At 60.6% G+C, this 24,779-nt stretch carries 26 protein-coding genes; 15 read left to right on the forward strand and 11 right to left on the reverse strand.

Annotated features, from left to right (window positions below; translation table 11 throughout):
- Nucleotides 1-7 precede the first annotated feature (7 nt).
- Nucleotides 8-835 (forward strand): AraC family transcriptional regulator, encoded by an 828-nt coding sequence (locus ACJ8PE_RS07245; protein WP_060659791.1) that lies wholly within the window; start codon nt 8-10, stop codon nt 833-835.
- Here the strand turns inward: ACJ8PE_RS07245 and ACJ8PE_RS07250 are convergent.
- The 3 genes from ACJ8PE_RS07250 to lsrG all read right to left on the reverse strand — a co-directional run bounded on the left by ACJ8PE_RS07250 (nt 811) and on the right by lsrG (nt 2,773).
- Nucleotides 811-1,404, reverse strand: coding sequence for a LysE family translocator (locus tag ACJ8PE_RS07250; RefSeq protein ID WP_096242042.1), 594 nt, complete (start codon nt 1,402-1,404; stop codon nt 811-813). The two genes, ACJ8PE_RS07245 and ACJ8PE_RS07250, sit on opposite strands and share 25 nt — an antisense overlap.
- A gap of 82 nt (nt 1,405-1,486) precedes the next feature.
- Nucleotides 1,487-2,392, reverse strand: coding sequence for an EamA family transporter (locus tag ACJ8PE_RS07255; protein ID WP_273873203.1), 906 nt, complete (start codon nt 2,390-2,392; stop codon nt 1,487-1,489).
- Between the two features lie 87 nt (nt 2,393-2,479).
- On the reverse strand, nt 2,480-2,773 hold the full coding sequence (gene lsrG, locus ACJ8PE_RS07260; protein WP_033642299.1) for a (4S)-4-hydroxy-5-phosphonooxypentane-2,3-dione isomerase: 294 nt from the start codon (nt 2,771-2,773) through the stop codon (nt 2,480-2,482).
- A 193-nt stretch (nt 2,774-2,966) separates the two neighbouring features.
- Between lsrG and lsrK the strand changes: the two genes are divergently transcribed.
- The 6 genes from lsrK (at nt 2,967) to ACJ8PE_RS07290 (ending at nt 8,524) form a co-directional block, all read left to right on the forward strand.
- Entirely contained in the window at nt 2,967-4,532 is a 1,566-nt protein-coding gene (gene lsrK / locus ACJ8PE_RS07265; protein ID WP_042783922.1) for an autoinducer-2 kinase, read from the forward strand.
- 229 nt (nt 4,533-4,761) lie between these two features.
- Nucleotides 4,762-5,946: an MFS transporter gene (locus ACJ8PE_RS07270; RefSeq protein ID WP_033652404.1), complete on the forward strand. Its 1,185-nt coding sequence runs from the start codon at nt 4,762-4,764 to the stop codon at nt 5,944-5,946.
- 59 nt (nt 5,947-6,005) lie between these two features.
- Complete coding sequence (locus tag ACJ8PE_RS07275) at nt 6,006-6,923, forward strand: LysR family transcriptional regulator (protein WP_033642296.1); 918 nt, start codon at nt 6,006-6,008, stop codon at nt 6,921-6,923.
- Nucleotides 6,924-6,976: 53 nt separating this feature from the next.
- Entirely contained in the window at nt 6,977-7,318 is a 342-nt protein-coding gene (yajD, locus tag ACJ8PE_RS07280; protein WP_004939576.1) for an HNH nuclease YajD, read from the forward strand.
- A gap of 271 nt (nt 7,319-7,589) precedes the next feature.
- On the forward strand, nt 7,590-8,225 hold the full coding sequence (locus ACJ8PE_RS07285) for an AAA family ATPase (protein WP_016928620.1): 636 nt from the start codon (nt 7,590-7,592) through the stop codon (nt 8,223-8,225).
- Nucleotides 8,222-8,524 (forward strand): hypothetical protein, encoded by a 303-nt coding sequence (locus ACJ8PE_RS07290; RefSeq protein WP_033642294.1) that lies wholly within the window; start codon nt 8,222-8,224, stop codon nt 8,522-8,524. The genes ACJ8PE_RS07285 and ACJ8PE_RS07290 overlap by 4 nt, the downstream gene beginning before the upstream one ends.
- 41 nt (nt 8,525-8,565) lie before the next feature.
- On the opposite strand, the gene ACJ8PE_RS07295 is transcribed toward ACJ8PE_RS07290, so the two are convergent.
- On the reverse strand, nt 8,566-9,327 hold the full coding sequence (locus ACJ8PE_RS07295; RefSeq protein ID WP_197760071.1) for a CDP-diacylglycerol diphosphatase: 762 nt from the start codon (nt 9,325-9,327) through the stop codon (nt 8,566-8,568).
- 238 nt (nt 9,328-9,565) lie between these two features.
- Here ACJ8PE_RS07295 and ACJ8PE_RS07300 point away from each other — a divergent pair, with 238 nt between their 5' ends.
- Complete coding sequence (locus ACJ8PE_RS07300; RefSeq protein WP_197760191.1) at nt 9,566-10,366, forward strand: alpha/beta fold hydrolase; 801 nt, start codon at nt 9,566-9,568, stop codon at nt 10,364-10,366.
- 40 nt (nt 10,367-10,406) lie between these two features.
- Here ACJ8PE_RS07300 and ACJ8PE_RS07305 read toward each other — a convergent pair whose 3' ends face one another.
- From ACJ8PE_RS07305 to ACJ8PE_RS07315, 3 genes are read right to left on the reverse strand one after another with little or no spacing between them, the layout of a single operon-like run.
- Entirely contained in the window at nt 10,407-11,009 is a 603-nt protein-coding gene (locus ACJ8PE_RS07305) for a helix-turn-helix transcriptional regulator (RefSeq protein ID WP_197793842.1), read from the reverse strand.
- The gene (locus tag ACJ8PE_RS07310) at nt 11,006-12,307 is read right to left on the reverse strand and encodes an O-antigen ligase family protein (RefSeq protein ID WP_442536736.1); all 1,302 of its coding nucleotides are present in this window, start codon (nt 12,305-12,307) and stop codon (nt 11,006-11,008) included. Before ACJ8PE_RS07310 ends, ACJ8PE_RS07305 begins: the two co-directional genes overlap by 4 nt.
- A gap of 21 nt (nt 12,308-12,328) precedes the next feature.
- Nucleotides 12,329-12,481, reverse strand: coding sequence for a hypothetical protein (locus ACJ8PE_RS07315; RefSeq protein WP_154219866.1), 153 nt, complete (start codon nt 12,479-12,481; stop codon nt 12,329-12,331).
- Between the two features lie 363 nt (nt 12,482-12,844).
- Between ACJ8PE_RS07315 and ACJ8PE_RS07320 the strand changes: the two genes are divergently transcribed.
- Together ACJ8PE_RS07320 and ACJ8PE_RS07325 are read left to right on the forward strand one after the other, a co-directional pair.
- A complete protein-coding gene (locus ACJ8PE_RS07320; protein WP_197793840.1) occupies nt 12,845-13,648 on the forward strand; it encodes a winged helix-turn-helix domain-containing protein in 804 nt (267 codons plus the stop codon).
- Entirely contained in the window at nt 13,645-14,160 is a 516-nt protein-coding gene (locus tag ACJ8PE_RS07325) for a hypothetical protein (protein WP_197760067.1), read from the forward strand. Before ACJ8PE_RS07320 ends, ACJ8PE_RS07325 begins: the two co-directional genes overlap by 4 nt.
- A 55-nt stretch (nt 14,161-14,215) precedes the next feature.
- On the opposite strand, the gene ACJ8PE_RS07330 is transcribed toward ACJ8PE_RS07325, so the two are convergent.
- From ACJ8PE_RS07330 to ACJ8PE_RS07340, 3 genes are all read right to left on the reverse strand, one after another.
- On the reverse strand, nt 14,216-15,139 hold the full coding sequence (locus ACJ8PE_RS07330; RefSeq protein ID WP_197793839.1) for a DUF7916 family protein: 924 nt from the start codon (nt 15,137-15,139) through the stop codon (nt 14,216-14,218).
- A 71-nt stretch (nt 15,140-15,210) separates the two neighbouring features.
- Nucleotides 15,211-17,508 carry a beta-glucosidase BglX gene (gene bglX, locus ACJ8PE_RS07335; protein ID WP_094142458.1) on the reverse strand — a complete coding sequence of 766 codons (2,298 nt, stop codon included), beginning with the start codon at nt 17,506-17,508 and terminating at the stop codon, nt 15,211-15,213.
- 112 nt (nt 17,509-17,620) lie between these two features.
- On the reverse strand, nt 17,621-18,541 hold the full coding sequence (locus ACJ8PE_RS07340) for a LysR substrate-binding domain-containing protein (protein ID WP_046686621.1): 921 nt from the start codon (nt 18,539-18,541) through the stop codon (nt 17,621-17,623).
- Between the two features lie 118 nt (nt 18,542-18,659).
- Here ACJ8PE_RS07340 and ACJ8PE_RS07345 point away from each other — a divergent pair, with 118 nt between their 5' ends.
- Together ACJ8PE_RS07345 and ACJ8PE_RS07350 are read left to right on the forward strand one after the other, a co-directional pair.
- Nucleotides 18,660-19,814, forward strand: coding sequence for a methionine aminotransferase (locus ACJ8PE_RS07345; RefSeq protein WP_197793837.1), 1,155 nt, complete (start codon nt 18,660-18,662; stop codon nt 19,812-19,814).
- Nucleotides 19,815-19,848: 34 nt separating this feature from the next.
- Nucleotides 19,849-20,628, forward strand: a complete 780-nt coding sequence (locus ACJ8PE_RS07350) for an ABC transporter substrate-binding protein (RefSeq protein WP_033633826.1) — start codon at nt 19,849-19,851, stop codon at nt 20,626-20,628.
- A gap of 34 nt (nt 20,629-20,662) precedes the next feature.
- Here the strand turns inward: ACJ8PE_RS07350 and ddlA are convergent, their stop codons facing one another.
- Complete coding sequence (gene ddlA, locus ACJ8PE_RS07355; RefSeq protein ID WP_015377061.1) at nt 20,663-21,766, reverse strand: D-alanine--D-alanine ligase; 1,104 nt, start codon at nt 21,764-21,766, stop codon at nt 20,663-20,665.
- A gap of 168 nt (nt 21,767-21,934) precedes the next feature.
- On the opposite strand from ddlA, the gene ACJ8PE_RS07360 reads away from it, so the two are divergent.
- From ACJ8PE_RS07360 to dld, 3 genes are all read left to right on the forward strand, one after another.
- Complete coding sequence (locus ACJ8PE_RS07360) at nt 21,935-22,138, forward strand: ParD-like family protein (RefSeq protein ID WP_006324220.1); 204 nt, start codon at nt 21,935-21,937, stop codon at nt 22,136-22,138.
- Nucleotides 22,135-22,929 carry a type I methionyl aminopeptidase gene (gene map / locus ACJ8PE_RS07365; protein ID WP_197793552.1) on the forward strand — a complete coding sequence of 265 codons (795 nt, stop codon included), beginning with the start codon at nt 22,135-22,137 and terminating at the stop codon, nt 22,927-22,929. The genes ACJ8PE_RS07360 and map overlap by 4 nt, the downstream gene beginning before the upstream one ends.
- A gap of 126 nt (nt 22,930-23,055) precedes the next feature.
- Nucleotides 23,056-24,762 carry a D-lactate dehydrogenase gene (gene dld / locus ACJ8PE_RS07370; protein ID WP_197793554.1) on the forward strand — a complete coding sequence of 569 codons (1,707 nt, stop codon included), beginning with the start codon at nt 23,056-23,058 and terminating at the stop codon, nt 24,760-24,762.
- Nucleotides 24,763-24,779 lie beyond the last annotated feature (17 nt).

Consider the following 24,779-nt stretch of genomic DNA (forward strand, 5'->3'; position numbering starts at 1 on the left):
AAAGCGCATGAGTGAAAAAACGCCCCAGTTCTGGCGCGACCCGCAGTTGCCTTTTGTCGAAGCGCGCGCCATCAATGATGGCCGCAAAGTGTGCTACAGCCTGCACAGCCACGAATTCTTTTCCATCGGCGCCATCACCGGCGGCGTCAGCACCTATGTCAACGGCGAGCGGCGCATGCAGGTCGGCGCCGGCGATGTGGTTGTCATCAATCCGCAGCAGGCGCATGCCTGCAACCCGATCGCCGACCGCCGTTGGTCATACATCATGTTCTATCTCGATCTCGCCTGGCTCGGCGCGCTGCAGCAGGAAATGATGGGCGGCGACGGCGACCGCTTTGTCCCCTTCAGCCGGCCGCTCAGCCGCGATCCGGCGCTGTTCAACGGGCTGAACCAACTGTACGCGCTGCTGACGAACGCGCAGTGCGGCGCGCTGGAAAAACAGATCGCCCTGGTGGAGTATTTCAGCGCCCTGCAGCTCGCGCTGGGCAGCGGCCGCCAGCCGGAGACGCCGCCGCACCCCCGACTGGAAGCGGCGGCGGCGTTTATCGACGCGCACTGCACTCAGTCGCTGACGCTGGAAGACATTTGCCACGCCGCCGCGCTCTCGCCCTCCTACCTGATCCGCGCCTTCCGCCAGCGCTACGGCATGACGCCGCACGCCTATCTGGTCAATCGCCGCGTGCAGCACGGCCATCGGCTATTGAAAAGCGGCCTGCCGATCGCCGCGGCCGCCAGCGAAAGCGGCTTTGCCGATCAGGCGCACTTCCAGCGCACCTTCAAACAGCTGCTGGCCGCGACACCCGGCCAGTATCAAAAACCCTCCGCCAACAGATAGCAGGCGCTGGCCGCCAGCAACGCCGCCATCACGCGATTGAAGCGTTGTACGTTGCGCGCCTGCCTGAGCAGGCCGCGCAACATCGCGCCAACGTAAGCCCAGCAGGCCACCGAAGCATAGCAAATCACGAAGTAGAGCCCGGCGAACTGCCACAGCAGCCGGATGTCGCCGTCGCCGACAAACGCCCCGAGGCTGGCCACCGACGCCAGCCATGCCTTGGGGTTCAGCCATTGCATCAGCGCGCCGTACCAACAGGAAGGCGCCTGCGCCTCGCCGTTGCCCAGCCTGCCGTCGTCAAACGCCAGCCGGTAGGCCATAAACAGCAGGAAGGCCACGCCGGCCCATTGGATCAAGCGGGTCAACGCCGGCCACAGGATCAGCAGTTGGTGCATGCCCAAACCCAGCAGCACCAGCAACAGGGTAAACCCCAGCGTGGCGCCGAACACGTGACGCTGGGTCGCGCCAAAGCCGAACTGCGCCCCGGCGCTCAATGCGACGATGTTGACCGGGCCGGGCGTGATGGAGGCCGCCAGCGCAAATGCGGCCATGGAAAGGTAGATATTATTCATGAGGGCACCTGAGGAAAAATTCACAGGCGCCAGAATGCCGGGCCGCGCCGACAACGTATTGAACAGAATTGCCCTGTTAGGTTTAGCGCACCGCGACGGCCCGTCGGCGCGGCAACCCGAAGGTATTGACCGCCATGCCGGCCAGCACCAGCAACGCGCCGCCGAACTGCGCCGGCGACAGCGCTTCGTCCAGCAGCAGCCAGGCGGCGAACAGCCCGACCAGCGGCACCAGCAGCGTCAGCGGCGCGACGCGCCAGGTTTCGTAGCGCCCCAGCAGGCTGCCCCATACCGAATAACCGAACAGCGTGGCGGCGAACGCCAGATAGGCAACCGCCAGCCAGGTGCCGACCTGCACATGGCTCAGGCTGGCCAACACCGCCTGCGGGCCGTCGAACAGCCAGCTGCAAATCAGGAACGGCAGTACCGGGATCGGCGCGCTCCACACCACCAGCGACAAAATGTTGCGCTGCGGGAAACCGGCCAGGATCTTCTTGTTGGTCAGGTTGCCCAGCGCCCAGGAGAACGCCGCCGCCAGGGTCAGCAGCAGGCCCGCCAGGGGGACCGCGCCGCTGCCCGGCTTATGCAGGCTGGCCTGCGCCAGCGCCAGCATGCCGCCGCTGGCGATGGCGATGCCGACGAAATGATTCACGCGCAGCTTTTCGCCCATCAGCACGACACCCAACAGCAGGGTGAAGAACACCTGCGCCTGCAACACCAGCGAGGCCAACCCCGCCGGCATGCCCACCTTGATGGCGACAAACAGAAAGGCAAACTGCGCGAAGCTCATGGTCATGCCGTAGAGCAACAGCCATTTCCACGGGATGATCGGGCGCGGGATAAAGAAGATCGCCGGCAACGCCACCAGTAAAAAACGCATCCCGGCCAACAGGAACGGCGGCATCCCCTGCAGGCCGAACTTGATTACCACGAAATTCACGCCCCAGATCACCACCACCAACAGCGCCAACAGCCGATCGCGCAATGTCATCCTCGCCCCGCTTATCCCATTGAAAATTCGCTTTGCCTTGCAGGTTACAACCAAACCGGGCGCATGGACACCGGCAAACGCCGGCGTTTATTCCGGCATCAGGCCGATGAAGGTGGTTTTCTTGCGCGGGCCGGTCATCAGCGCTTCCAGCTTCTCCACGCACTGCAGATAGTGTGGGGTCTGCTTGTGCGCCGCCACCGCCTGCTCGTCGCGATAGGCTTCGTAGATGTAAAACCGCGTCGGAATATGCTCATCCTGCAGCACGTCGAAACGCAGGTTGCCCGGCTCTTCGATCGCCCCCAGATGATTGGCGCGGAAAACGTCGATAAATTCGTCGATCTTGTCCTGTTTAACGTTGATCTCTACCAATGTGACGTGCATGACAGCTCCTTGTTTAAACGGTGCGCCGCAGCATGGCGCTTTCCAACCATAGGTTTATTCCCGTCGATTGCCCTGCCGCAACGGCAATTTTGCCGCCTGGCTCACAAATCGCACCGGCGATGCCCACCCCGCCCCCGGCGAGGGAAGACGGCGGCATCTATAGTTACTATTCCTCCCCCTGAGAGCATAGGCTATGGATAACTACTTGATGGCGCTGGACGCAGGAACAGGCAGCATTCGCGCGGTGATCTTCGATCTGGCGGGCAATCAGATCGCGCACGGCCAGGCCGAGTGGCAACACCTCGCGGTGCCGGGCGTACCCGGCTCGATGGAATTCGATCTCAACCGCAACTGGCAGTTGGCCTGCCAGTGCATCCGCCAGGCGTTGCAGCGCGCGGGGCTGAGCGCGCAGGCGATCCGTGCGGTAGCCTGCTGCTCGATGCGTGAAGGCATCGTTCTGTACGATCGCAACGGCGTGCCGATCTGGGCCTGCGCCAATGTCGATGCGCGCGCCAGCCATGAAGTCAGCGAACTGAAAGAGTTGCACAACCACGGCTTCGAACGTGAGGTCTACCAGTACTCCGGCCAGACGCTGGCGCTGAGCGCCATGCCGCGCCTGCTGTGGCTGGCGCACCACCGGCCGGACATCTATCGCCAGGCGGCGACGCTGACCATGATCAGCGACTGGCTGGCCTACATGCTGAGCGGCGAGCTGGCGGTCGATCCTTCCAACGCCGGCACTACCGGCATGCTGGATCTGACCAGCCGCGACTGGCGGCCGGCACTGCTCGATATGGCCGGGCTGCGCGCCGATATTCTGTCGCCGGTGAAAGAGACCGGCGTCGTGCTGGGGCGCGTCACCGAACAGGCGGCGCAGGAGAGCGGGCTGCTGCGCGGCACCCCGGTGGTGATGGGCGGCGGCGACGTGCAGCTCGGCAGCCTGGGGCTCGGCATCGTGCGCGCCGGGCAGACGGCGGTGCTCGGCGGCACCTTCTGGCAGCAAATCGTCAACCTGCCGGAACCGGCCATCGATCCGGAAATGAACATCCGCATTAACCCTCATGTCATTCCCGGCATGGCGCAGGCGGAATCCATCAGCTTCTTTACCGGCCTGACCATGCGCTGGTTCCGCGACGCTTTCTGCGCCGAAGAGAAACTGCTGGCGGAGCGACTGGGGATCGACGCTTACAGCCTGCTGGAAGAGATGGCGGCCAGGGTGCCGCCGGGCGCCTACGGCGTGATGCCGATCTTTTCCGACGCCATGCATTTCAAAACCTGGTATCACGCGGCGCCGTCGTTCATCAACATGTCTATCGATCCTGAACGCTGCAACAAACAGACGCTGTTCCGCGCGCTGGAGGAGAATGCCGCCATCGTCTCCGCCTGTAATCTGGAGCAGATCGCCGCCTTCTCCGGCGTGCAGGCCCGCTCGCTGGTGTTCGCCGGCGGCGGTGCGAAGGGCAAACTGTGGAGCCAGATCCTCAGCGACGTCACCGGCCTGACGGTGCGGGTGCCGGTGGTGAAAGAAGCCACCGCGCTGGGCTGCGCGATCGCCGCCGGGGTCGGCGCCGGGCTTTACGCGTCGCTGGCCGAAACCGGCGAGCAGCTGGTGCGCTGGGAGCGCGAGCATCAGCCGGATCTCACCAACCATGCGCGGTATCAGGAACAGAAAGAAAACTGGCGGCGAGTCTACGCCGATCAGCTGACGCTGGTGGATAGCGGCCTGACCACCTCATTGTGGAAAGCGCCGGGGCTCTAGCGCCGCGCGCGGCCCGGTCATAACCTTATACCGTTTTATTCCTTTCCCCTCGGCTCCCCTCGGCGCGGCGCAAGCCGCGTTTTAACTCGCTGCCGTCATTGTTCCCCCTCAGAAACAGTGTAACCACCGCAGATGGATTTATCTGCGCCTTCAGCCTGCCGTAGATTGTGACTTTGATCACGCCGCGCCCCGAGCGCGGCCTGCGCATTCACCTGAGAAGAGCGGCATTATGCTGAATAATAAAGATAACCCTGCATCATCCCCGTGGCCGGCGATCTTCTCGCTGACGGTCGCCTGTTTTGTCATGGTCACCACCGAGTTTTTGCCGATCGGCCTGCTGACCAACATCGCCCCTTCGCTCGGCGTCAGCACCGGCACCGCCGGGCTGATGGTGACCATGCCCGGCATCGTGGCGGCGGTGGCCGCGCCGGTATTGAGTCTGGCTTCCGGCCGGCTGGACAGACGCCTGCTGATGCTGGGGCTGTCGTTGCTGCTGATGGTGTCCAACCTGGTGGCGGCACTGGCCGTCAACTTCCCGATGATGCTGCTGGGCCGCGTGCTGCTGGGCATCTGCGTCGGCGGCTTCTGGTCATTCGCCGCCAACTACGGCCGCCATCTGGTGCCGGAAGCCAGCCAGGGCCGCGCCACTGCGCTGATCCTCAGCGGCATCTCGGTCGGCGCGGTATGCGGCGTGCCGGCCGGGGCCCTGATCGGCGATCTGTTCGGCTGGCGCGCCGCCTTCTTCGGCGGTGCGGCGCTGGCAGTCGGCGTACTGTTGGCGCAGCTGCGTTTGCTCACGTCGGTACCGCCTTCCCGACCGGTCACGCCGCGCGATCTGGTGCTGCCGCTGCGCCTGCCGATGGCGCGCATCGGCCTGATCGCCATCGTGCTGCTGTTCATCGGCCACTTCGCCGCCTATACCTATCTGCGGCCTCTGCTGCAGCAGGTGTTCGTGCTCAGCCCATCGGCAATCTCGCTGCAGCTGTTGGCCTATGGCGCCATCGGCCTGCTGGGCACCTTTCTCGGCGAGCGTCTGGCGGAACACAGCCTGCGCGCCACCTTCATACTGATCGCCGCCATGCTGGCGGGCATTTTGATCGTTTCGCCGCTGCTCAGCGGCCTCGCCGGCGCCACGCTGATGGTGCTGGTATGGGGGCTGGCCTTTGGCGCCGTGCCGGTCTGCGCCACCAACTGGATGTTCGCCGCCGTGCCGCAGGCGCCGGAAGCCGGTCAGGCGCTGTTGGTGTGCGTCATCCAGATCGCGCTGGCCTCCGGCGCACTGCTGGGCGGCGAGGTGGTGGACTGGCAGGGCGTCAGCAGCGCCATGCTGTTCGGCGGCGCGCTGATCCTCTCCGCCACGCTGGTATTCGGCCTCAGCTTGCGCTCCGGCGCGATTGGCGCTAAACAGTGTTAATCATTATCTATCTGCAGAAACATGCCCCGGCCAGCGCCGGGGCATGGCGTTGAGAACCTATGGACCATCATTTGCTCGCTATCCGGGTATTTAACCGCGTCGTGGAAACCGGCGGCTTTACCCGCGCCGCCGATTCGCTGGGCATGCCGAAAGCGACGGTCACCAAGCTGATCCAAAATCTGGAGGATCACCTGCAGACCAAACTGTTCCAGCGCACCACCCGCAGCGTGTCGGTCACCCGCGAGGGCGAATGCTATTACCAGAATACGGTGAAATGGCTGGCGGATTTGGAGCAGATGGAGGGCTGTCTGACCGAGTCGCAGAATTCTCCGCAGGGCGTGCTGCGCATCGATACCGGCAGCGGCACCGCCCGCCAACTGCTGTTGCCGGCGCTGCCCGGCTTTTTGGAACGCTACCCGCAAATCCAGATCGATCTCAGCATCGGCGATCGCGTTATCGATTTGATCAGCGACAGCGCTGACTGCGTGATCCGCAGCGGTCCGTTGGCCGATTCCAGCCTGATCGCCCGGCGTCTGTTCGATCTGGACTGGGTCAGCTGCGCCACCCCGGCCTATCTGGCGCGCCACGGCACCCCGCGCCATCCGTGCGATCTGGAACAGGGTTTTCCGATGGTGCACTACCGCCATCCGGTCAACGACCGCATCCATCCGCAACGCTATGTCGAGCGCGGCAAAGAGATCGCCATCCAACAGCGCTACCCGGTCAGCATCAATGAAGGCAACGCGCTGCTGGCGGCGAGCCTGGCCGGCTTGGGCATCATCCAGATCTATCGGTTTATGGCGCAGCCGCACCTCGAGCGCGGCGAACTGGTCAGCCTGCTGCACGACTGGCAGCCGCCGCCGGAGCAGATGTACGTGGTCTACCCGTCCAATCGCCACCTCAGCGGCAAGCTGCGGGCGTTCATCGACTGGGCGGTGGAGACGTTTGACAGCGGCAAGATGAGCCGCACGTTGTAGCCGCACGCACTGTGGTATTATTGGCGCATATTGATTTCCGACGGACGACCACCATGGCCTATATCCCCAAAAACTATGCGAAGCTGGAAACCGGCTACCGCGAAAAAGCGCTGAAACTGTTCCCTTGGGTATGCGGGCGCTGCTCGCGCGAATTCGTTTATTCCAACCTGCGCGAACTGACGGTGCACCACATCGATCACGATCACAGCAACAACCCGGAAGACGGCAGCAACTGGGAAATGTTGTGTCTGTATTGCCACGACCACGAACACTCGAAATACACCGAGGCCGATCAATACGGTTCGACGGTGGTGGCCGGTGAAGATGCGCAAAAAGATATCGGCGTCGCCACCCACAACCCGTTCGCCAACCTGAAGGCGATGATGAAGAAGTAACGCCATCGACAGCTTAATGAGCCACTAACTTATTAAGCTGTTAAATTAACAAAAGGCTCTTCCGTTCCGCCACTTCCCAGAGAATTCCTACTTACCCATCCGGTCCATTCACCGCAAAATAAGCTGCGCAGTTAACAACATACTGGCTTGGCAAGCCGCCGCAGTTGGTGCATATTGTTCGCGAGTTGTTCTTGTTAACCTGTTTGATTATCAACCTAATAAGCACATTAACTTAATAAGTTACCCGCTTAATAACTTGAGAGATGGCAGCATGATTGTTCTGATTGGCTCGCAAAAAGGCGGCGTCGGCAAATCGACGAAAGCAGTGAATATCGCCGGGTATCTGATTCTTAAGCAAGGCAAGACGGCGATCATCGTCGATGCCGACGACCAGAAATCGATCATGACCTGGTACAACGACCGTCAGAACGTCGAGGGGCTGCCGCACATTCCGGTGGTGGCCGCGTCGGGTAAAATCAAGGAAACGCTGCTGGAGCTCGATCGCCATTACGACTACGTGATCGTCGATACCGCCGGCCGCGACAGCGCCGAACTGCGCTCCGGCCTGCTGGCCGCCGATCTGTTCCTCTCGCCGCTGCGCCCTTCGCAGATGGATCTCGACACCATCGGCTATCTGTCGGAGATGTTCTCCACCGCGCAGGAATACAACGAGAAGGTCAAAGGCTACATCGTATTGAACATGTGCCCGACCAATATCTTCATTAATGAAGCCAACGAAGCGGCGCAGGTGCTGAGTGAATACCCGGAGTTCACCCTGGTGAGCAATCGCCTGTGCGACCGCAAGATTTACCGCGACGCCTGGGGTGAAGCCATCACCGTGCACGAAGCGAACAATGAAAAGGCGCAGACCGAAATTGAATGCCTGGTGAAAGAGGTGATCCTGTGAAGAAACGCACCCCCACCCACCGCATGTCGGAAGACGAATTCATCAACAGCGCCACCTCGCATACGTTGCCGGTTGCGGCGCCCGCGCCGGAAGCCAAGCCGGCCGGCCGCAAGCGTACTTATAAGGCGATCTCCGTCAGCCTGACGGACAACCACATTGAGGCTATCGATGAAGTGATCGTGCAGGCGGCGCGCAACGGCATCGTGCGTATCACCCGCTCCGACATCATCAAACTGGCGATCGACGGATTGGCGGAGAAAAGCGAAGCGCAACTGCTGGCGCTGCTGAAAAAACTCTGACCGCACGGCAGCCGCCGGCTGATCGAGCCGGCGGGCCGTTATCATCTAGAGTTCCCCGCGACCTCGCACCGGTAGTCCTGAATTTCACCGGCCGACCCCAGGTTGAGATCGGTCAACTTCAAACGGTTTGCCAACAGCAGCATCTCACCCTGCGGGCTGACCGCCAGCGCCAGGCCGTAATTGCCGATGCTGTCGCCCTGCTCGACCACGTAGTTTTGCAACAAGCGGAAAGGATCTTCCTGGGTTAAATCGGTGCCCGCCAATTTTCTGGCCAGATATTGATGGCCGACCAATTTCACCGCCAGAGGCCGCCACTGTTGATCTAATTGCTCAGCCTGTTCCCCCAGCGCGTTATAGACATCCTGGCGCAAGCAGGCAACGTGAATATGCAACTGATTTTGAGAGCGGCCATATTTCGAATTGACCGCCAGAGAAACCCATGCGTCTTTTAACGGTTTACCCAGCTCGCTGGATATATGTTCGCGGTTATTCCAGGCCTGGGCGAAATAAGGCGGCGTTCGATCCGCTTGCAATATCGGGCTCTCGATGCCGCTGACCTTTTCGGTCGGTATCACCAGATCGTGGTAAGGGCCCTTGCTGTCCTTAAACAGCACATATCCCTCGGTTAAATCCACCTTTAAGCAGGGCGCAGGATCGTGGTTCTGCTGCTGATTGGGCACGCACTGTTGGCTGACTATCTGCCACAGCGCATTCGGATTGCCGCGCCCGAAGAACCACCACAGCACCGCCGCCAGCAGCAAAATGACAAGCAAAATAATTAATAGTCTGAAAAGTCTTTTCATCGCGACTCCCTGTTTATCTATTCCATACCGAAAGGAGCGCCAGCATAAACCAAGGCTCCGGCATCGACCAGAATATTATCCTTAATGTCACCTTTTATTGACGTCTTGTTAGCAATGGATAATTAAAAATAAGCCTCCACCTGAGTAATTTAAGGTAAATTAATACCGTGGGTTGAATATGAGTGTGATATAAGCAGCCGGAACTCTTTTTATATAAGGAACCGATAAGATGCCAACGATGGGCAAATCCCTGCATTATCTCGACGTAGGTTCAGGCTTTCCATTGCTGCTGGGCCACAGCTATCTGTTCGATCTGAATATGTGGGCGCCGCAGTTCGAAGCGCTGGCTAAACGCTACCGCCTGATCGTACCGGATCTCTGGGGCCACGGCGATTCACCGGCGCTGCCACCCGGGCGAAACAGCCTGTCGGATATCGCCGCCGATCATTTGGCGCTGATGGATCATTTGGATATTGAAGAGTTCGGCATCGTCGGCCTGTCCGTCGGCGGCATGTGGGGCGCCGAACTGGCGGCGCTGGCGCCGGAGCGGGTGAAAGTGCTGGCGCTGCTGGACAGCTACCTGGGCGACGAAACTCCAGAGGCACGGCAGCGCTATATGGGCATGCTGGCCGCCGTGGAACAGGCCGGCGCCATCGCGCCGCCGCTGCTGGAATATATCGCCGCGCAGTTCTATTCCGACGAAGTGCCCGCTGCGCTGTCGCAGCCGTTGCTGGCCCATCTGCAAAGCCTGCCCGCCGAGCGCCTGCGCGAAAGCATCGTGCCGCTGGGCCGGATGATCTTCGGCCGCCCCGACAAGCTGGCGCTGCTGGAACACATCACCGCCGCCAGCATCGTCATCACCGGCGCGCAGGATAAGCCGCGCCCGCCGGCGGAAGGCCAGCGCATGGCGGATCTTCTCGGCTGCCGACATGTGCTGATCCCCAACGCCGGGCATATCAGCAACAAGGAAAATCCGGCGGCGGTCAATGAAACGCTGCTGGCGTTTCTGGCCGAAAGCACCACGCCGCTGTTTTGGTAAGTGCTCCGGGCCGCCAGGCCCGGACCTGCCATGCCATCGCTCAGACGACGTGGCTATCGCCATTTCCCTGACCGAACTCCCCCAGACGCAACCAGCGGTAAAGCTCCGCATCGCGCTGAAAATGCATCTTTCTCATCACCGCCCGTTTATGCGTGCTCACCGTCTTGATGCTGACCCGAAGCCGACGGGCAATGGCGGTCGGCGTCATTTCCCAACTCAGGTAACGCATCACTTGTTTTTCCTGCGGCGTCAATGGCAACGGCTGGCACCAGGCGCAACAAGAAAAACCGCAGGCGCCGCCGGTTCGGCCTTTTATCACCCGCGCTACCGTGTGCAACAGCTTTGCGACGCCTTCATTGCGGTACACCCTGCCCGCTTCCCTCAGGCACCCCGAAATGGCGCGAATGCGGGCTTCTCTGAGATCGTAAACGGCGAGATAAAGGGCGTGAGGAGCATGGGGAGGATGGCAAAAACGCGCCACGTCGCCTTTGGCGATCGCCTGGAACACAAGGTCGGCATTCATCGGCTCGCTGCAGCGCGCCTCGATGCCACGTTCACTAAAATAGTCGCTCAACGCCCGATACGCCCCGGCAACAAAAAAGCGGTCGATATCCAGGAAGGCGATATTGATGACCGAGTTCACGCCGTTTCCCTCCGCGCGAAAACAAACCGGCAAAACCGGCCGGCATTGAGCCTGCTGCGCCCATCCAACGTAACGAGCAGCAGCATCAAAACCGCCCATTGGATGAGCGACAGCCCGAACGGGTAGGAAAACTGCGCGCACAGCAGCAAGGGAATGCCGCTCGCCGCCAACGCGGCCTCTTCCCCGGCGGCCGGGCTGTGCAAGCGGGCGGCGATGCGTTCCCGTCGCCATGTTTGGCGCACCAGCGCCGCCACGCCCGCCAGCAGGCACAGCATGCCCGCCAACGCAACGACGCCACCTTCTATCCACCACAGCAGGAGCTCATTATAGGGTTGCCGCGCTGCGCCTGCCCGCGCCACCGCGGGCAGCGCATGGGCCTGTAAATGCTCAAAGCCATGCTCGAATCGGCCATAGCCCCATCCCAACCAGGGCCGCTCTACCACCAGCGCCAGCGAATCAAGCAGCGTATCGCAGCACGGCGCGGCATTCGACAAGCGAACGCCGGCGTTCAATTCATCCGCCAATATCGCCAGGCAGAATCCCAATGCCGTCATCAGCAGCGCGAGCACGCAATGCAGCGGGTATCTGCGCACAAACATCAGGGTCAACAGCGCGGCACCCAATAGCACGCTGAGACAAACGGTCTGCGATGCCCCCCACCCCAGCGCGGCGGATAAACCGATCAAGAGCGGCAGCAAGAGTAAAATACGCCATCGCTCGTTATCTCGGCGCAACATGCGGAACCGAGGCAACACCGTCAGACCCCATCCCGCCAATAATCCGCTCGCCAATAAACTGCTCGCGGCATCCGGCCAACGCCCCCAGCTGCCGGCATAGCCTGCCGCCGCCTCGGCCGGGGAGGAAAAAAGCCAAATGCCTCCCACGGCAGCGGCTAATACCAGCGTATAGATAAACGCAATACGCACGTGTTGCATGACCCGATATTGCAATAGGATAAAGTAAATAATCCAACTGCCAAACAGGCAGGCCATTCGCCCGACGGTAAGCACGCCCCACTCGGCACGAGAATAAAAAAGGGGCAGCAGCAATATCACCGCGCCCAGCGCAAAGAAAAAACACGCAGGGGTCATCCCCCACGCTTTTCGCAAAAAAAGGAGCGCGCCGCCGACGCCCAATAAAGCAAACAGGACAACCCCAATCACAAGAGAATATGGAAACGTCAGCGAGAAATAGTTCATATCATAGTGATAAATATAGCCACCCAACAAAAGCAATACGCTGACATAGACCATCACCATGAACTTTAAACATGGAATAGACATAATAATTTCATCCAAATGTATATATCTGAAAAACCATCAGAAAAGGCTAAGCCATTTTTCAATTGCAATAAAAGAAATGCCTGTCAGCAACACCAGCCCGGTAACTATCGCCATCACAATCCCGACAGATTGAATAGCTTCAAAAAGCTTTCGCCTGTAGCGTAAAAGCGTCCAGTTTCTTTTAAACATACCTTTTCCTCTTGGCCATTCAGGCTTCAAGCAAAGAGAGCCCGCAATTTAAACGTGGATTACCGGCAAAATCCTGTCGCATTCCCCAGCGAGTTCCATAGTATCGCCGCAGCCAAAATCAAGATATATGTATTAAATTTAACCATAAAAACAGTTTTTAATTCCTATAAATAATAAAAATAAGGAATTAAAAACCAAAACAAAGAAAACCTAATATTATAAAACTGGCGACACCCGTACGTTTGAACTTTCGCCAAAAATTTCACAACATGAAAAAATCGCCATCATCTTGACGGGTGAAAAATAATAGATAACTCTGTCCTCGCTAAATTTCGCCGTCGCTATAAGGGCAAGCAGCACATTATGGAATACGTCATTAATCAGATGATTATTTTCTCACCTGCCGAACGCGCATTGTTCATCATCAATGAACGGGAATCTTTTATGCCGTTATCTAACCCTGCCACCCGCTTGTTGTTAGAGTTGGTTACCCATCATAAAGAGATGCTCACCCGCAGGCATTTGATGCAGCGGGTCTGGGAAGATAATGGTTTTGTGGGTTCAAACAATAATCTGAATGGTTGCATCAGTGAGATAAGAAAAGCGCTTGAGTCGCTGGCGCTGGATCCGCAAATCATTATTACCATCCCCAAACTGGGGTTCATTCTTGAAGCGGAAATTACCTCATGCGAAAACATGCGCTCACCGGACAACCAAAAAGCGGTTATTCCCACCCTGTTGACCCGGGCCGGCGCACTGTTAAAACGGCGTGGGAATATCTGCCAGGCAAATAAAGCGCCCTTTGCCGCAGCATTGATGATGATTGCGTGCTTTAGCCTCGTCTGCGCTTTATTGTGGTTCAACCGGCCGGTTCACGCGTTCAAAAACGCCAAGGTCGATTTTTTTTATCGCCATGAGCAGTGCAACGTTTTTACGTTGGAAACCGCCGCGCTGAACGACCGGCGTGAAACGCAAGCGCAAATTGCCGCTGCATTGAAAGCTGAAGCGACCGACTGCGGCACAGCGCCCGCCGATCTGTTCTACACCAAAATCGCCAACCCCAATCTTCCTTTTCAGGTCACCTTCATCGCCATCTGCAATCTGGCGCAACCCGGTCAATATGGCCGGTGCCGCACGATCAAAAACACCGACGGTATGACGCCATGAACAAAAAAACACGCTTTATCGTCGGCTTGTTATTGCTGATGGCACCCCTGGCAAGCCAGGTCGCCCAGCTGTCGCACCATCCTAAAACCTTACTGCGTTGCGAAGCGGAGATCACCGCGCGCAACCGCCATGGCCCAGCCATGGAGCCCGCTGCGGTTTTAAAAGCAAAGATGTATTTTTTCCTCTACCACAACGGCACTGGCTTTATCAGGCTCAATGGTTTTATCGAGCGACAAGAAAAGACCTATGTGCTGAACCGCGAACTTCACTATGTGTATGACACCCCCGGCGATGAGGCGGCTGAAGAGGATGGCGGCGGCGATGGGTACACGCTGCGATTCGCCGCCGACCGTAAACATGCCGGAGATACGGTTCCCGCCCCCCTTTGGGCGACCTTTTTGCAGTCGGAAGATCCCCGAATCTCCTACCATGTCGCCGTCGAACACGTACTCGGCAATCTGTATGTGGTCAGTACGCTTCAAAGCCCGACCTTTGTCTGCCGGCGTTATTAGGCTATGCGTTGCGAGTGTTGCCTATCGGAAGAAAAGCCCGCAAGCGGCAGCCATTTCAGCGGTTAATTGAACGCGCCATGCGGCTGTAGGTGTGGCGCACGCCGCGAATCGCCACGCTGTAGGCGAAGATGTTTTCCGGCAGCGCCAGCCCCAAATAGCCGGTATCGCCGATATGGTGCAGATCCGCGCCGGCCATTTTGCTCATCAGCGCAATCTGCCGCACGGTCTGCACGTCGGCCCCCTCTTGCGAGGAGCCGATCGCCGTCATCGCCAGCGCCCCCTGCCGCTGGGCAAAGGCGATCAGCGCCGCCACTTTCTCCTGCGACATGCCGGGAATGGTGCCCGGCGCCGGCAACAGCACGATATCCGCACCGTTCTCCACGAACAGCGCGATGTCCTGCTCGCCGATCAGTTGGCTGCCGCTTTCGCGCACAATGCCGGCGCCGTGCATTTTGCCGGTCACCAGCACCATCTCGTCGCCCACTTCCTCGCGGATCGCTTTCAGCGCGGCGGCAATCGCCTGATTGCTGACGCCGTTGTTCGGGTTGCCGGTCAGCACCAGCATGCGCGCGCCGAGCTGATACAGCTTGCGCGCATTCTCGGCGGTGGCGGCGCGGCCCGCCGTCATCTGCCAAAAGTCGTTATGTTCGCTGGCGAAAGCCGGATCGACGGCCTCCAGGTTCACCCCGATCACCCGCCCGGTCAGGCGCTGCAGCGTGCGCAGCGCCTCCTGCGGCGGCACGTCGGCGGGCAGGCCCGCGATATGTGGACGATCGACGTCGAACAGGTTCAACAGCAGCAGGTCGGCGCCCTGGCTGGCCGCCAGTTCGGCGTTGGTGACGTTATTGAGCAGCGGCTGAGTGACCGCGATGGTTTCGCTGACCAAGATGCGCCCTTCGCTGGCGCGGATGGCATAGAGCAGGTCGGCTTTGCCGATATCGGCCAGATCGCTGGCGCTGCAGTCCAGATAGCGTTTCATGAGGCAAGCTCCGATGACGTTAGCGGGAATGGATGCCCCCTCTCCCACCGCCGTGAAAGAGGGGGAAAAGGTTACTTCAGCGTAAAACTTTGCGCCTGCACGTTGTCGGAGTCCAGGCCGACGAACACGTTGAATTTGCCCGGCTCCGCCCCCCATTTCAGGCTGGCGTTGTAGAACTTCAGATCGTCTTCGCTAATCGGCAGCTCAACCTGCTGCGACTGGCCGGCCTTCAGCGTCACTTTCTTGAAGTTGCGCAGCTCTTTCACCGGCCGGCTGACCGAGGCGGTCACGTCCTGCAGATACAGCTGCACCACCGTGGCGCCGTCGTACTTGCCGGTATTTTTCAGCGTGACGCTGGCGGTTAGCTTGCCGTTGCGCGCCATCGTCGGGCTGGATAACTTCAGATCCGACAGGCTGAAGGTGGTGTAGCTCAGGCCGTAACCAAACGGATACAGCGGGCCGTTCGGCGAATCGAAGTAGCGCGAGGTGTACTTGCCCGGGTTCTCCTTGCCGAACGGCCGGCCGGTGTTCAGGTGGTTGTAGTACATCGGGATCTGGCCGACCGAGCGCGGGAAGGTCATCGGCAGCTTGCCCGACGGGTTGTAATCGCCGAACAGCACGTCCGCCACCGCGTTGCCGCCCTCGGTGCCGCTGTACCAGGTTTCCAGCATCGCGTCCGCCTGCTCGCTCTCCCAGCTCAATGCCAGCGGGCGGCCGTTCATCAGCACCAGCACCAGCGGCTTGCCGGTGGCTTTCAGCGCGGCGATCAGATCGCGTTGGCTCTGCGGGATCGTGATGTCGGCGCGGCTGGAGGCCTCGTGCGCCATGCCCTGCGATTCCCCCACCACCGCCACCACCACGTCGGCCTTGTTCGCCGCCTGCACCGCTTCGTCGATCATCTGCTGCGGCGAACGGGTATCGAACGCCACCGCAGGCTCATACTCGTTCAGATAATCGATGATGCCTTTATCCTGCGTGACGTTGGCGCCCTTGGCGTACAGAATGCGCGCCTTGTCGCCCACAGCCCGCTCCAGCCCCTCGCGCAGGGTGACCGACTGCTTGACCACCCCGGCGGCCGACCAACTGCCCATCACGTCGCGCTGGCTGTCGGCCATCGGCCCGACCAGCGCGATGGTCGCCTGCTTGCTCAGCGGCAGCGTCTGCTTATCGTTCTTCAGCAGCACCATCGTCTTGCGCGCCACCACCCGCGCTTCGGCGCGGTGCAGACGGCTTTCGGCGTTGGTGTCCTGCGGATCGGAACCCGCCGGGCCCAGATGCACGTAAGGATTGGTGAACAGCCCCATGTCGTATTTGGTGTTCAGCACGTCGCGGCAGGCGCGGTCGATATCGCTTTCAGACACCAGTCCGTCCTTCACCAGCCCCGGCAGGTATTTGTCGTAGAACTCGTCGCTCATGCTCATGTCGACGCCGGAGGTGATCGCCAGGCGCACCGCGTCGCGCGCGTCGGCGGCCACGCCGTGCTTAATCAGTTCCTTAATCGCGCCGTGGTCGCTGATGGTGATGCCTTTAAAGCCCCACTGCTCGCGCAGCAGATCTTTCAGCAGCCACGGGTTGGCGGTGGCCGGCACGCCGTTCACCGAGTTGAGCGACACCATCACTCCGCCGCTGCCGGCGTCCACCGCCGCTTTGTAAGGCGGCAGATAGTCCTGATGCATGCGCAGCGGGCTCATGTCGACGGTGTTGTAATCGCGGCCGCCTTCGACGGCGCCGTACAATGCAAAGTGCTTGACGCTGGCCATCACCGAACCGGGTTTGGCCGGATCGCCGTTCTGGAAACCGTCGACCATCACCTTGGCGATTTTCGAGACCAGCCAGGTGTCTTCGCCGAAGCCTTCGGAGACCCGGCCCCAGCGCGGATCGCGGGTGATATCGACCATCGGCGCGAAGGTCATGTTCAGGCCGTCATCGCTGGCCTCTTGCGCCGCGACCCGGGCGCTGAGCGCGATGGCTTCCAGATCGAAGCTGGCCGCCAGCCCCAGGCTGATCGGGAACACGGTGCGCTGGCCGTGCACCACGTCATAGGCGAAGAACAATGGGATTTTCAGGCGGCTGAGCTGCATCGCCTGATCCTGCATCACCCGGATATCCGGCCGGGTAACGGTATTGAAGATGGCGCCGATCTGCCCTTTGCGGATCCCCTCGCGGATCGCTTCTTTCGGGTTATCCGGTCCGACGCTGATCAGCCGCAGCTGGCCAATCTTCTCTTCCAGCGTCATCTGCTTCATCAAATTGGACACGAAGGCGTCGCGCTGCTGGGCGTGAATGCCCTGCGTTATCGGCGTTTCCTGCGCAAAAACCGGGCTGAGGGCCAGACCGGACAACATACTCACCACACAAAGCCATTTCATCTTGTTTTATCTCAGGCGTGTTTCCGCCGCCAACGCCGCGGAGTTTAATCGGAGTGAAGAAACAGTTTGCCACACTCTGTTTCATCGCCAAGGGAATTCGCATCGCTAATGTTTACAAAGCATTACAGGTTATCGGCAGGTAATTCTGCAGCCGGGCGCGGCTGTCGGCGGCCTCCGTCGCCAGAAAATCGATCAGCGCGGTTAACGTCGGCGGCGCCACCGTGCGTTCAGGATAGACCAAATAATAGGCCGCGCCGCTGCTGACGCAGAGCGGGAACGGCGTTACGATGCGCTGCGCCTGAATATCCTCCTCCAGCAGGCACAGATCGCCGATGGCGATGCCGAATCCCTGCAGCGCAGCGCTCATCGCCAGATCGAGGGTATCGAAATGCTGGGCCTTGCCGGACGGCAACGCATCGGCGCCCGCCGCCTTCAGCCAGCGCAGCCAGTCGCGCCGATCGCGCGTCGGGTGCAGCAGGGTTTTGTCCGTCAAGTCCGTCAACCGGGCTGCCGGCGGCAGGAACGTCGGCGTACAGACCGGCGTGAGGATTTCGTCGAACAGCAAGTGCGCGGTCAGCTTTTTACCCGGCGGCCGGCCGAATACCACCGCGGCGTCAAACTGCTCGGTACTGAAATCCAGGCCGTGCGACACCGAGGCGGTCAGCTCGATATGCATGTCCGGCCGTTCATTTTGCAGGCGAATGATGCGCGGCAGCACCCAGCGCATGGCGCAGGTCGGGCATTTGATGCGCAGCGCCCCCGGCGGAGCGGCGGCCCGCGTCAGGGCTTCATCCAACTGCCCCAGCGCCTGCTGTACCGGCGCCAGCAGCTGCGCGCCCTGCGGCGTCAGCGCCAAACCGCGCGCCTGACGGCTGAACAGCGGATAGCCCAAGCGCTGTTCCAGCCCGAGAATTTGCCGGCTGACCGCCCCCTGCGTCAGGTGCAGCTGCCGGGCGGCATGGGTAAAGTTGAGGCGTTGCGCCACCACCACAAAGGTTTTCAATACGTCGAGCGACGGCAGGGATATCGGCATAGCGTGCCTCGATTAGGTATGATCGTAGTGCATGACAAGTATGACAAACTTTCCCTTGTCCGCCTACGCCGCCTGATGCTTAATCGCTCAACACTTCCCTGTTTGCCTGGAGCCCATCATGCAGAGCGCCTGCTCATCCCGCTCGAAGCTGCCGGACGTCGGCACCACAATTTTCACCGTCATTGGCCAACTCAGCGCCGAACATCAGGCCCTCAACCTGTCGCAGGGCGCACCCAACTTCGCCGGTGACCCGCAGCTGATCGAGGCAACGGCGCAAGCCATGCGCGCAGGTCATAACCAATACGCGCCGATGAGCGGCGTGGCGGCGTTACGTGCTGCTCTGGCGGAAAAAGCTGAACGATTGTATGGCGCGCGCTATGACGCCGACGAAGAAATCACGGTGATCGCCAGCGCCAGCGAAGGGCTGTACTCGGCGATCAGCGCACTGGTGCATCCCGGCGACGAGGTGATCTATTTCGAACCGGCGTTCGACAGCTATGCGCCGATCGTGCGCCTGCAGGGCGCCACGCCGGTGGCGATCAAACTGTCGCTGCAGGATTTTCGCGTCGACTGGGATGAAGTGGCCGCCGCCATCAACGGCAAAACGCGCATGATCATCGTCAACACGCCGCACAACCCGACCGGCGCGGTGTTCGACGCGCAGGATATCGACCGCCTGACCGCCCTGACCCGCGACACCGACATCGTGATCCTGTCCGACGAGGTCTACGAGCATGTGGTGTTCGACGGCGATATTCACCACAGCATGGCGCGCTACCCGCAGTTGGCGGAACGCAGCGTGATCGTGTCGTCGTTCGGTAAAACCTATCACGTCACCGGCTGGCGCGTCGGTTACTGCCTGGCGCCGGCGGCGTTGATGGACGAGATCCGCAAGGTGCACCAGTTCATGGTGTTCTCCGCCGATACGCCAATGCAGCACGCCTTCGCCGCCGCGCTCGCCAACCCGCAGAGTTACCTGGGGCTGGCGGCGTTTTACCAACAAAAGCGCGATCTGCTGGCCAGCGCCCTGCAGGATTCGCGCTTTGAGCTGCTGCCCAGCCGCGGCAGCTTCTTCATGCTGGCCCGCTTTAGCGGCTTCAGTCACGAAAGCGACAATGATTTCGCCGTGCGCTTGATCCGCGAAGCGAAGGTGGCGACGATCCCGCTGTCGGCGTTCTACAGCGACAGCACCGATACCGGCCTTATTCGGCTGAGTTTTTCCAAAGATAACGAGACCCTGCTGGAAGGCGCGCGCCGCCTGAGCCAGGTGTAATTTTTTGTCCGACCATGGGAAAGGGGCACTGCCTATGAAAGCTTTGAAAACGCTGTTCGCCGCCGGATGCCTGCTGGCCGCCGGCTCTTCTCTGGCGGCGGAAAACAGCCTGCGCTTCGGTCTGGAAGCGCTGTATCCGCCGTTCGAATCCAAATCCGCCAGCGGCAAACTGGAAGGGTTCGACATTGAACTGGGCGACGCGGTGTGCGCCGCCGCGCAGTTGCAATGCAGCTGGGTGGAAACCTCGTTCGACAGCCTGATCCCGGCGCTGCAGGCGCGCAAGTTCGACGCCATCAACTCGGCGATGAACGTGACCGAACAGCGGCGCCAGGCGATCGCCTTTACCGACGCCATCTATCAGGTGCCGAACCGCCTGATCGCCAAGGCCGACAGCGGCCTGCTGCCGGACGCCAAAGCGCTGGCGGGCAAACACGTGGGCGTGCTGCAAGGCTCGATTCAGGAGATTTACGCCAAAACCCATTGGGCGCCGGCGGGCGTGGATGTGGTGTCTTACCAGGATCAGAATCAGGTGTATCTCGATCTGGCGGCCGGTCGGCTCGACGCCACGCTGGTGATGGCGCCCTCGGGGCAAAGCGGCTTCCTGTCACAGCCGGACGGCAAAGGCTTCGCCTTCGTCGGCGAGGCGGTGCGCGACGACAAGATCCTCGGTGAAGGCATCGCCTTCGGCCTGCGTAAAGGGGATGAGGCGCTGAAGAAGAAACTGGATGCCGCCATCGCCAAAGTGAAACAACAAGGCACGGTGACGGCGCTGTCGAAGAAGTATTTCGGCGATATCGACGTGACGGTGAAGTGATGGACGGGGGCGGCACCGCCGCCCCCTGCCGCGTTTAGCGATCGAACACCGAACTGTTCAGCGCGCGATCCTGCTGGTGGCGCTCCAGCGCCAATTCGATCAGGCGCGTGATCAGCGCCTGGTAGCTGACGCCGCTGGCGGCCCACAGCTTGGGATACATGCTGATGTTGGTGAAGCCCGGCAGCGTGTTAATCTCGTTGATCACCACCTGGTTATCCGGCGTCAGGAACACATCCACCCGCGCCAACCCGAAGCACTCCAGCGCGCGGAACGCCTTCAGCGCCACCTCACGGATGTGGTCGCTCACTTCCGGCGCGATCGCCGCCGGCACCACCACCTGAGCGCCCTGCTCATTGATGTATTTGGTGTCGTAGGAGTAGAAAGCGTCGCTCAGCACGATCTCGCCGCACACGCTGGCCTGCGGATCGTCGTTCCCCAGCACCGCGCACTCGATCTCGCGGCCGACGATCGCCGACTCCACCAGCACTTTATGATCGAAACTGAAGGCCAGTGCCACCGCCGCGTCAAACTCGGCGCGGTTCTCCACCTTGCTGACCCCGACCGACGAGCCCTGGTTGGCCGGCTTGACGAACAGCGGCAGGCCGAGGCGCTCGCTCAGTTGCTCAAACGTGAACCCGGCGCGGTTGGCGCGCGTCAGGGTGACGAACGGCGCCACCGCCAGCCCGGCGTCGCGCAGCAGGCGCTTGGTCACGTCTTTATCCATGCTGACCGCCGAGCCGAGCACGCCGGCGCCGACGAACGGCATATTGGCCATGCGCAGCAGCCCCTGCAGCGAGCCGTCTTCCCCCAGCGTGCCGTGCACGATCGGGAAGATGACGTCGAGCTGGCCCAGCGCGCCGGCGCTGCCCGCTTCGATCAGCTGCTGTTTTTCCTGGCCCGGGATCAGCGCCACGTTCTTGTTCGAGCGGTTCAGCGCGATCAGCGCCGGGTTCTCGGCGTTGAGCAGGTAGTTGGAGGCGTCGTTGATGTGCCACTGCCCCTGTTTGTCGATCCCCAGCAGCGTGACGTCAAACTTCTCTTTGTCGATTGCATCCACAATGTTTTTGGCCGACTGCAGCGACACCTCATGCTCCGCCGATTTACCGCCAAAAATCACCCCAACACGTAGTTTAGTCACGCCTTAAATCCTTCTGAAAAATCATGGCAAAAAAGTCGTTCATCACAATAAACGCATTGCCTGGCGGCGGCAATCGTTGTTGCCAGAATCTTCTTACGCCACAGAATGCCACATCGCGACCATCCAAAACGTATACACTTCGTATATCGTTCATTTATGGAGACGCCGATGGGCATCGTAAAAATTTCGGACGCGCTGCATGACGATCTGCGCCTCGCCAGCCTGACCATGACGCGTTCGATCAACGCGCAGGCCGAGTACTGGATCAAGATCGGCATGCTGGCGGAGTTCCATCCGGAACTGACCTACCCGCAACTGGTAAAAAAAATGATGAAAGATAATGCGCTGACGCTGAAGGAGATTGTCGGGTGAAACAGATTGTGATTAAAACGCCGGAAGAGATTGCCAAAATGCGCCATTCCGGCGCTCTGCTGGCTAAAGTGTTTGCTATGCTCGATGAGGTCATCGTCGAAGGTATCTCCACCATGGAGATCAACGACCGCGCCGAGGCGTTTATCGTCGAAGAACTGAAGTCGCGCCCGGCCAGCAAAGGGCAGTATGATTTCCCCTATGTGCTCAACACATCAATCGACGACGTGGTATGCCACGGGGTGCCGTCGGCCAGCAAAATCCTGCGTTCCGGCATGATTGTCAACGTGGACATCACGCTGGAAAACGGCGGCTACATCGCCGACTCCAGCAAGATGTACTGCATCGGCCAGGTGACGCCGCTGGCCAAACGGCTGGTGAACAACGTCTATGAATCGATGTGGCAGGGCATTCGCGCGGTGAAACCGGGTGCCACCCTGGGCGATATCGGCCACGCCATCCAGCGCCACGCCGAGCAGGCCGGCTACAGCATCGTGCGGGAGTATTGCGGCCACGGCATCGGCCGCGACATGCACGAAGAGCCGGCGGTGCTGCACTACGGCCAACCCGGCAGCGGCATGGCGCTGCAGGAAGGCATGGTGTTCACCATCGAGCCGATGATCAATCAGGGCGACCGCCGCATCAAGCAGAAGAAAGACGGCTGGACGGTGGTGACGCGCGACAAAAAACTGTCGGCGCAGTGGGAACACACCGTAGCGGTCACCGCCGACGGCGTGGAAATCCTGACGCTGCGCGACGAAGAGCGTCGGGCCGGTTACGCCGAACGCTACTAAATCCGCAAGTCATTAGCTTAATAAGCTAATGACTTGATAAGTTATTTAATTGATAGCCTCTTAGCTGACTGCGCGACACTCCGGCGCCGCGGTTAAAGCGACGGGGATGACAGGGAGACAGGCAGCATGCAGTCAGGCAATCAGGCGTTTCTCAACCAGCTTAAGGACATCGTCGGCGGCCCGCAGTTGTTGACCGGCGATCGCAACACCGAGCGCTATCGCAAGGGGTTCCGCTCCGGCGAAGGCCTGGCGCTGGCGGTGGTGTTTCCCACCAGCCTGCTGCAGCTGTGGCGCATTTTGCAGGCCTGCGTGGCCGCCGACAAAATCGTCATCATGCAGGCCGCCAATACCGGCCTGACCGAAGGATCGACCCCCAGCGGCAACGACTATGATCGCGACATCGTCATCGTCAGCACCCTGCGCCTCGACCATATTCAGGTGCTGGACAACGGCAAGCAGGTGGTCGGCTTCCCCGGCAGCACCCTGCACCACCTCGAGAAATTGCTCAAGCCCTACGGCCGTGAACCGCATTCGGTGATCGGCTCTTCCTGCATCGGCGCCTCTGTTATCGGCGGCGTGTGCAACAACTCCGGCGGCTCGCTGGTGAAACGCGGCCCGGCCTATACCGAAATGGCGCTGTACGCCCAGTTAGGGGAAGACGGCCAGCTGCGCCTGGTGAACCATCTGGGCATCCGGCTTGGCGACACGCCGGAAGAGATCCTCACCCGGCTGGAAAAAGGCGACTATCGCCCGAGCGACGTCGAATACGGCGAGCTGCGCGCCTCGGATAACGAGTACGCCAGCCGGGTGCGCGACGTCGACGCCGACACCCCTTCCCGCTTCAACGCCGACAAACGCCGCCTGTACGAAGCCTCCGGCTGCGCCGGCAAACTGGCGGTGTTCGCGGTGCGGCTCGACACCTTCGAGAAAGAGGGCAAAGAGCAGGTGTTCTATATCGGCACCAACGACACCGCGGTGCTGACCGAACTGCGCCGCCACATGCTGAGCCAGTTCGAAAACCTGCCGGTGGCCGGAGAATATATGCACCGCGATATCTTCGACATCGCCGAGGTGTACGGCAAAGACACCTTCATGATGATCGACAAGCTCGGCACCGATCAGATGCCGCGCTTCTTCACCCTGAAAGGCCGCATGGACGCCAGCCTCAACAAGCTGCCGCTGCTGCCGCACAACCTGACCGATCGGCTGATGCAGGGCCTGAGCCATCTGGCGCCGAGCCACCTGCCGAAACGCATGAAGGAATACCGTGAACGTTTCGAACACCATCTGCTGTTGAAGATGGCCGGCCCCGGCGTGGAAGAGGCCCAGCGCTACCTGACCGACTATTTCGCCCAGGCCGAAGGTGCCTTCTTCGCCTGCACGCCTGACGAGGGCAAAAAGGCTTTCCTGCACCGCTTCGCCGCCGCCGGCGCCGCCGTGCGCTACCACGCGGTGCACGCCGACAAGGTGGAGGATATTCTGGCGCTGGACATCGCCCTGCGCCGCAACGACACCGACTGGTTCGAAACGCTGCCGCCGGAAATCGACAGTCAGTTGGTGCACAAGCTGTATTACGGCCACTTTATGTGCCACGTCTTCCACCAGGACTACGTGGTGAAAAAAGGCGTGGACAGCCATGCACTGAAAGAAAAGATGCTCGAGATCCTCAACCGGCGCGGCGCCGAGTACCCGGCGGAGCATAACGTCGGCCACCTGTACCACGCCAAACCGGATCTGCAAGCGTTCTACCGCACCGCCGATCCGACCAACAGCTTCAACCCCGGCATCGGCAAAACCAGCAAACGCAAAGGCTGGGCCGAAGCCCCCCGCTAAACGCCGCACAATCGGCC

Source organism: Serratia sp. CY74737 (assembly GCF_052166775.1).
GTDB classification, from domain to species: domain Bacteria; phylum Pseudomonadota; class Gammaproteobacteria; order Enterobacterales; family Enterobacteriaceae; genus Serratia; species Serratia ureilytica.

Coding starts and splice junctions, on each gene's coding strand:
- ACJ8PE_RS07360 (WP_006324220.1), top strand. CDS start 21,935: ATGGGCATCGTAAAAATTTCGGACGCGCTGCATGACGATCTGCGCCTC.
- ACJ8PE_RS07255 (WP_273873203.1), bottom strand. CDS start 2,392: ATGACATTGCGCGATCGGCTGTTGGCGCTGTTGGTGGTGGTGATCTGG.
- bglX (WP_094142458.1), bottom strand. CDS start 17,508: ATGAAATGGCTTTGTGTGGTGAGTATGTTGTCCGGTCTGGCCCTCAGC.
- ACJ8PE_RS07340 (WP_046686621.1), bottom strand. CDS start 18,541: ATGCCGATATCCCTGCCGTCGCTCGACGTATTGAAAACCTTTGTGGTG.
- ACJ8PE_RS07350 (WP_033633826.1), top strand. CDS start 19,849: ATGAAAGCTTTGAAAACGCTGTTCGCCGCCGGATGCCTGCTGGCCGCC.
- lsrK (WP_042783922.1), top strand. CDS start 2,967: ATGGATAACTACTTGATGGCGCTGGACGCAGGAACAGGCAGCATTCGC.
- ACJ8PE_RS07325 (WP_197760067.1), top strand. CDS start 13,645: ATGAACAAAAAAACACGCTTTATCGTCGGCTTGTTATTGCTGATGGCA.
- lsrG (WP_033642299.1), bottom strand. CDS start 2,773: ATGCACGTCACATTGGTAGAGATCAACGTTAAACAGGACAAGATCGAC.
- ACJ8PE_RS07245 (WP_060659791.1), top strand. CDS start 8: ATGAGTGAAAAAACGCCCCAGTTCTGGCGCGACCCGCAGTTGCCTTTT.
- yajD (WP_004939576.1), top strand. CDS start 6,977: ATGGCCTATATCCCCAAAAACTATGCGAAGCTGGAAACCGGCTACCGC.
- ACJ8PE_RS07270 (WP_033652404.1), top strand. CDS start 4,762: ATGCTGAATAATAAAGATAACCCTGCATCATCCCCGTGGCCGGCGATC.
- ACJ8PE_RS07300 (WP_197760191.1), top strand. CDS start 9,566: ATGGGCAAATCCCTGCATTATCTCGACGTAGGTTCAGGCTTTCCATTG.
- ACJ8PE_RS07320 (WP_197793840.1), top strand. CDS start 12,845: ATGGAATACGTCATTAATCAGATGATTATTTTCTCACCTGCCGAACGC.
- ACJ8PE_RS07250 (WP_096242042.1), bottom strand. CDS start 1,404: ATGAATAATATCTACCTTTCCATGGCCGCATTTGCGCTGGCGGCCTCC.
- ACJ8PE_RS07285 (WP_016928620.1), top strand. CDS start 7,590: ATGATTGTTCTGATTGGCTCGCAAAAAGGCGGCGTCGGCAAATCGACG.
- ACJ8PE_RS07330 (WP_197793839.1), bottom strand. CDS start 15,139: ATGAAACGCTATCTGGACTGCAGCGCCAGCGATCTGGCCGATATCGGC.
- ACJ8PE_RS07345 (WP_197793837.1), top strand. CDS start 18,660: ATGCAGAGCGCCTGCTCATCCCGCTCGAAGCTGCCGGACGTCGGCACC.
- ACJ8PE_RS07315 (WP_154219866.1), bottom strand. CDS start 12,481: ATGTTTAAAAGAAACTGGACGCTTTTACGCTACAGGCGAAAGCTTTTT.
- ACJ8PE_RS07275 (WP_033642296.1), top strand. CDS start 6,006: ATGGACCATCATTTGCTCGCTATCCGGGTATTTAACCGCGTCGTGGAA.
- dld (WP_197793554.1), top strand. CDS start 23,056: ATGCAGTCAGGCAATCAGGCGTTTCTCAACCAGCTTAAGGACATCGTC.
- ACJ8PE_RS07295 (WP_197760071.1), bottom strand. CDS start 9,327: ATGAAAAGACTTTTCAGACTATTAATTATTTTGCTTGTCATTTTGCTG.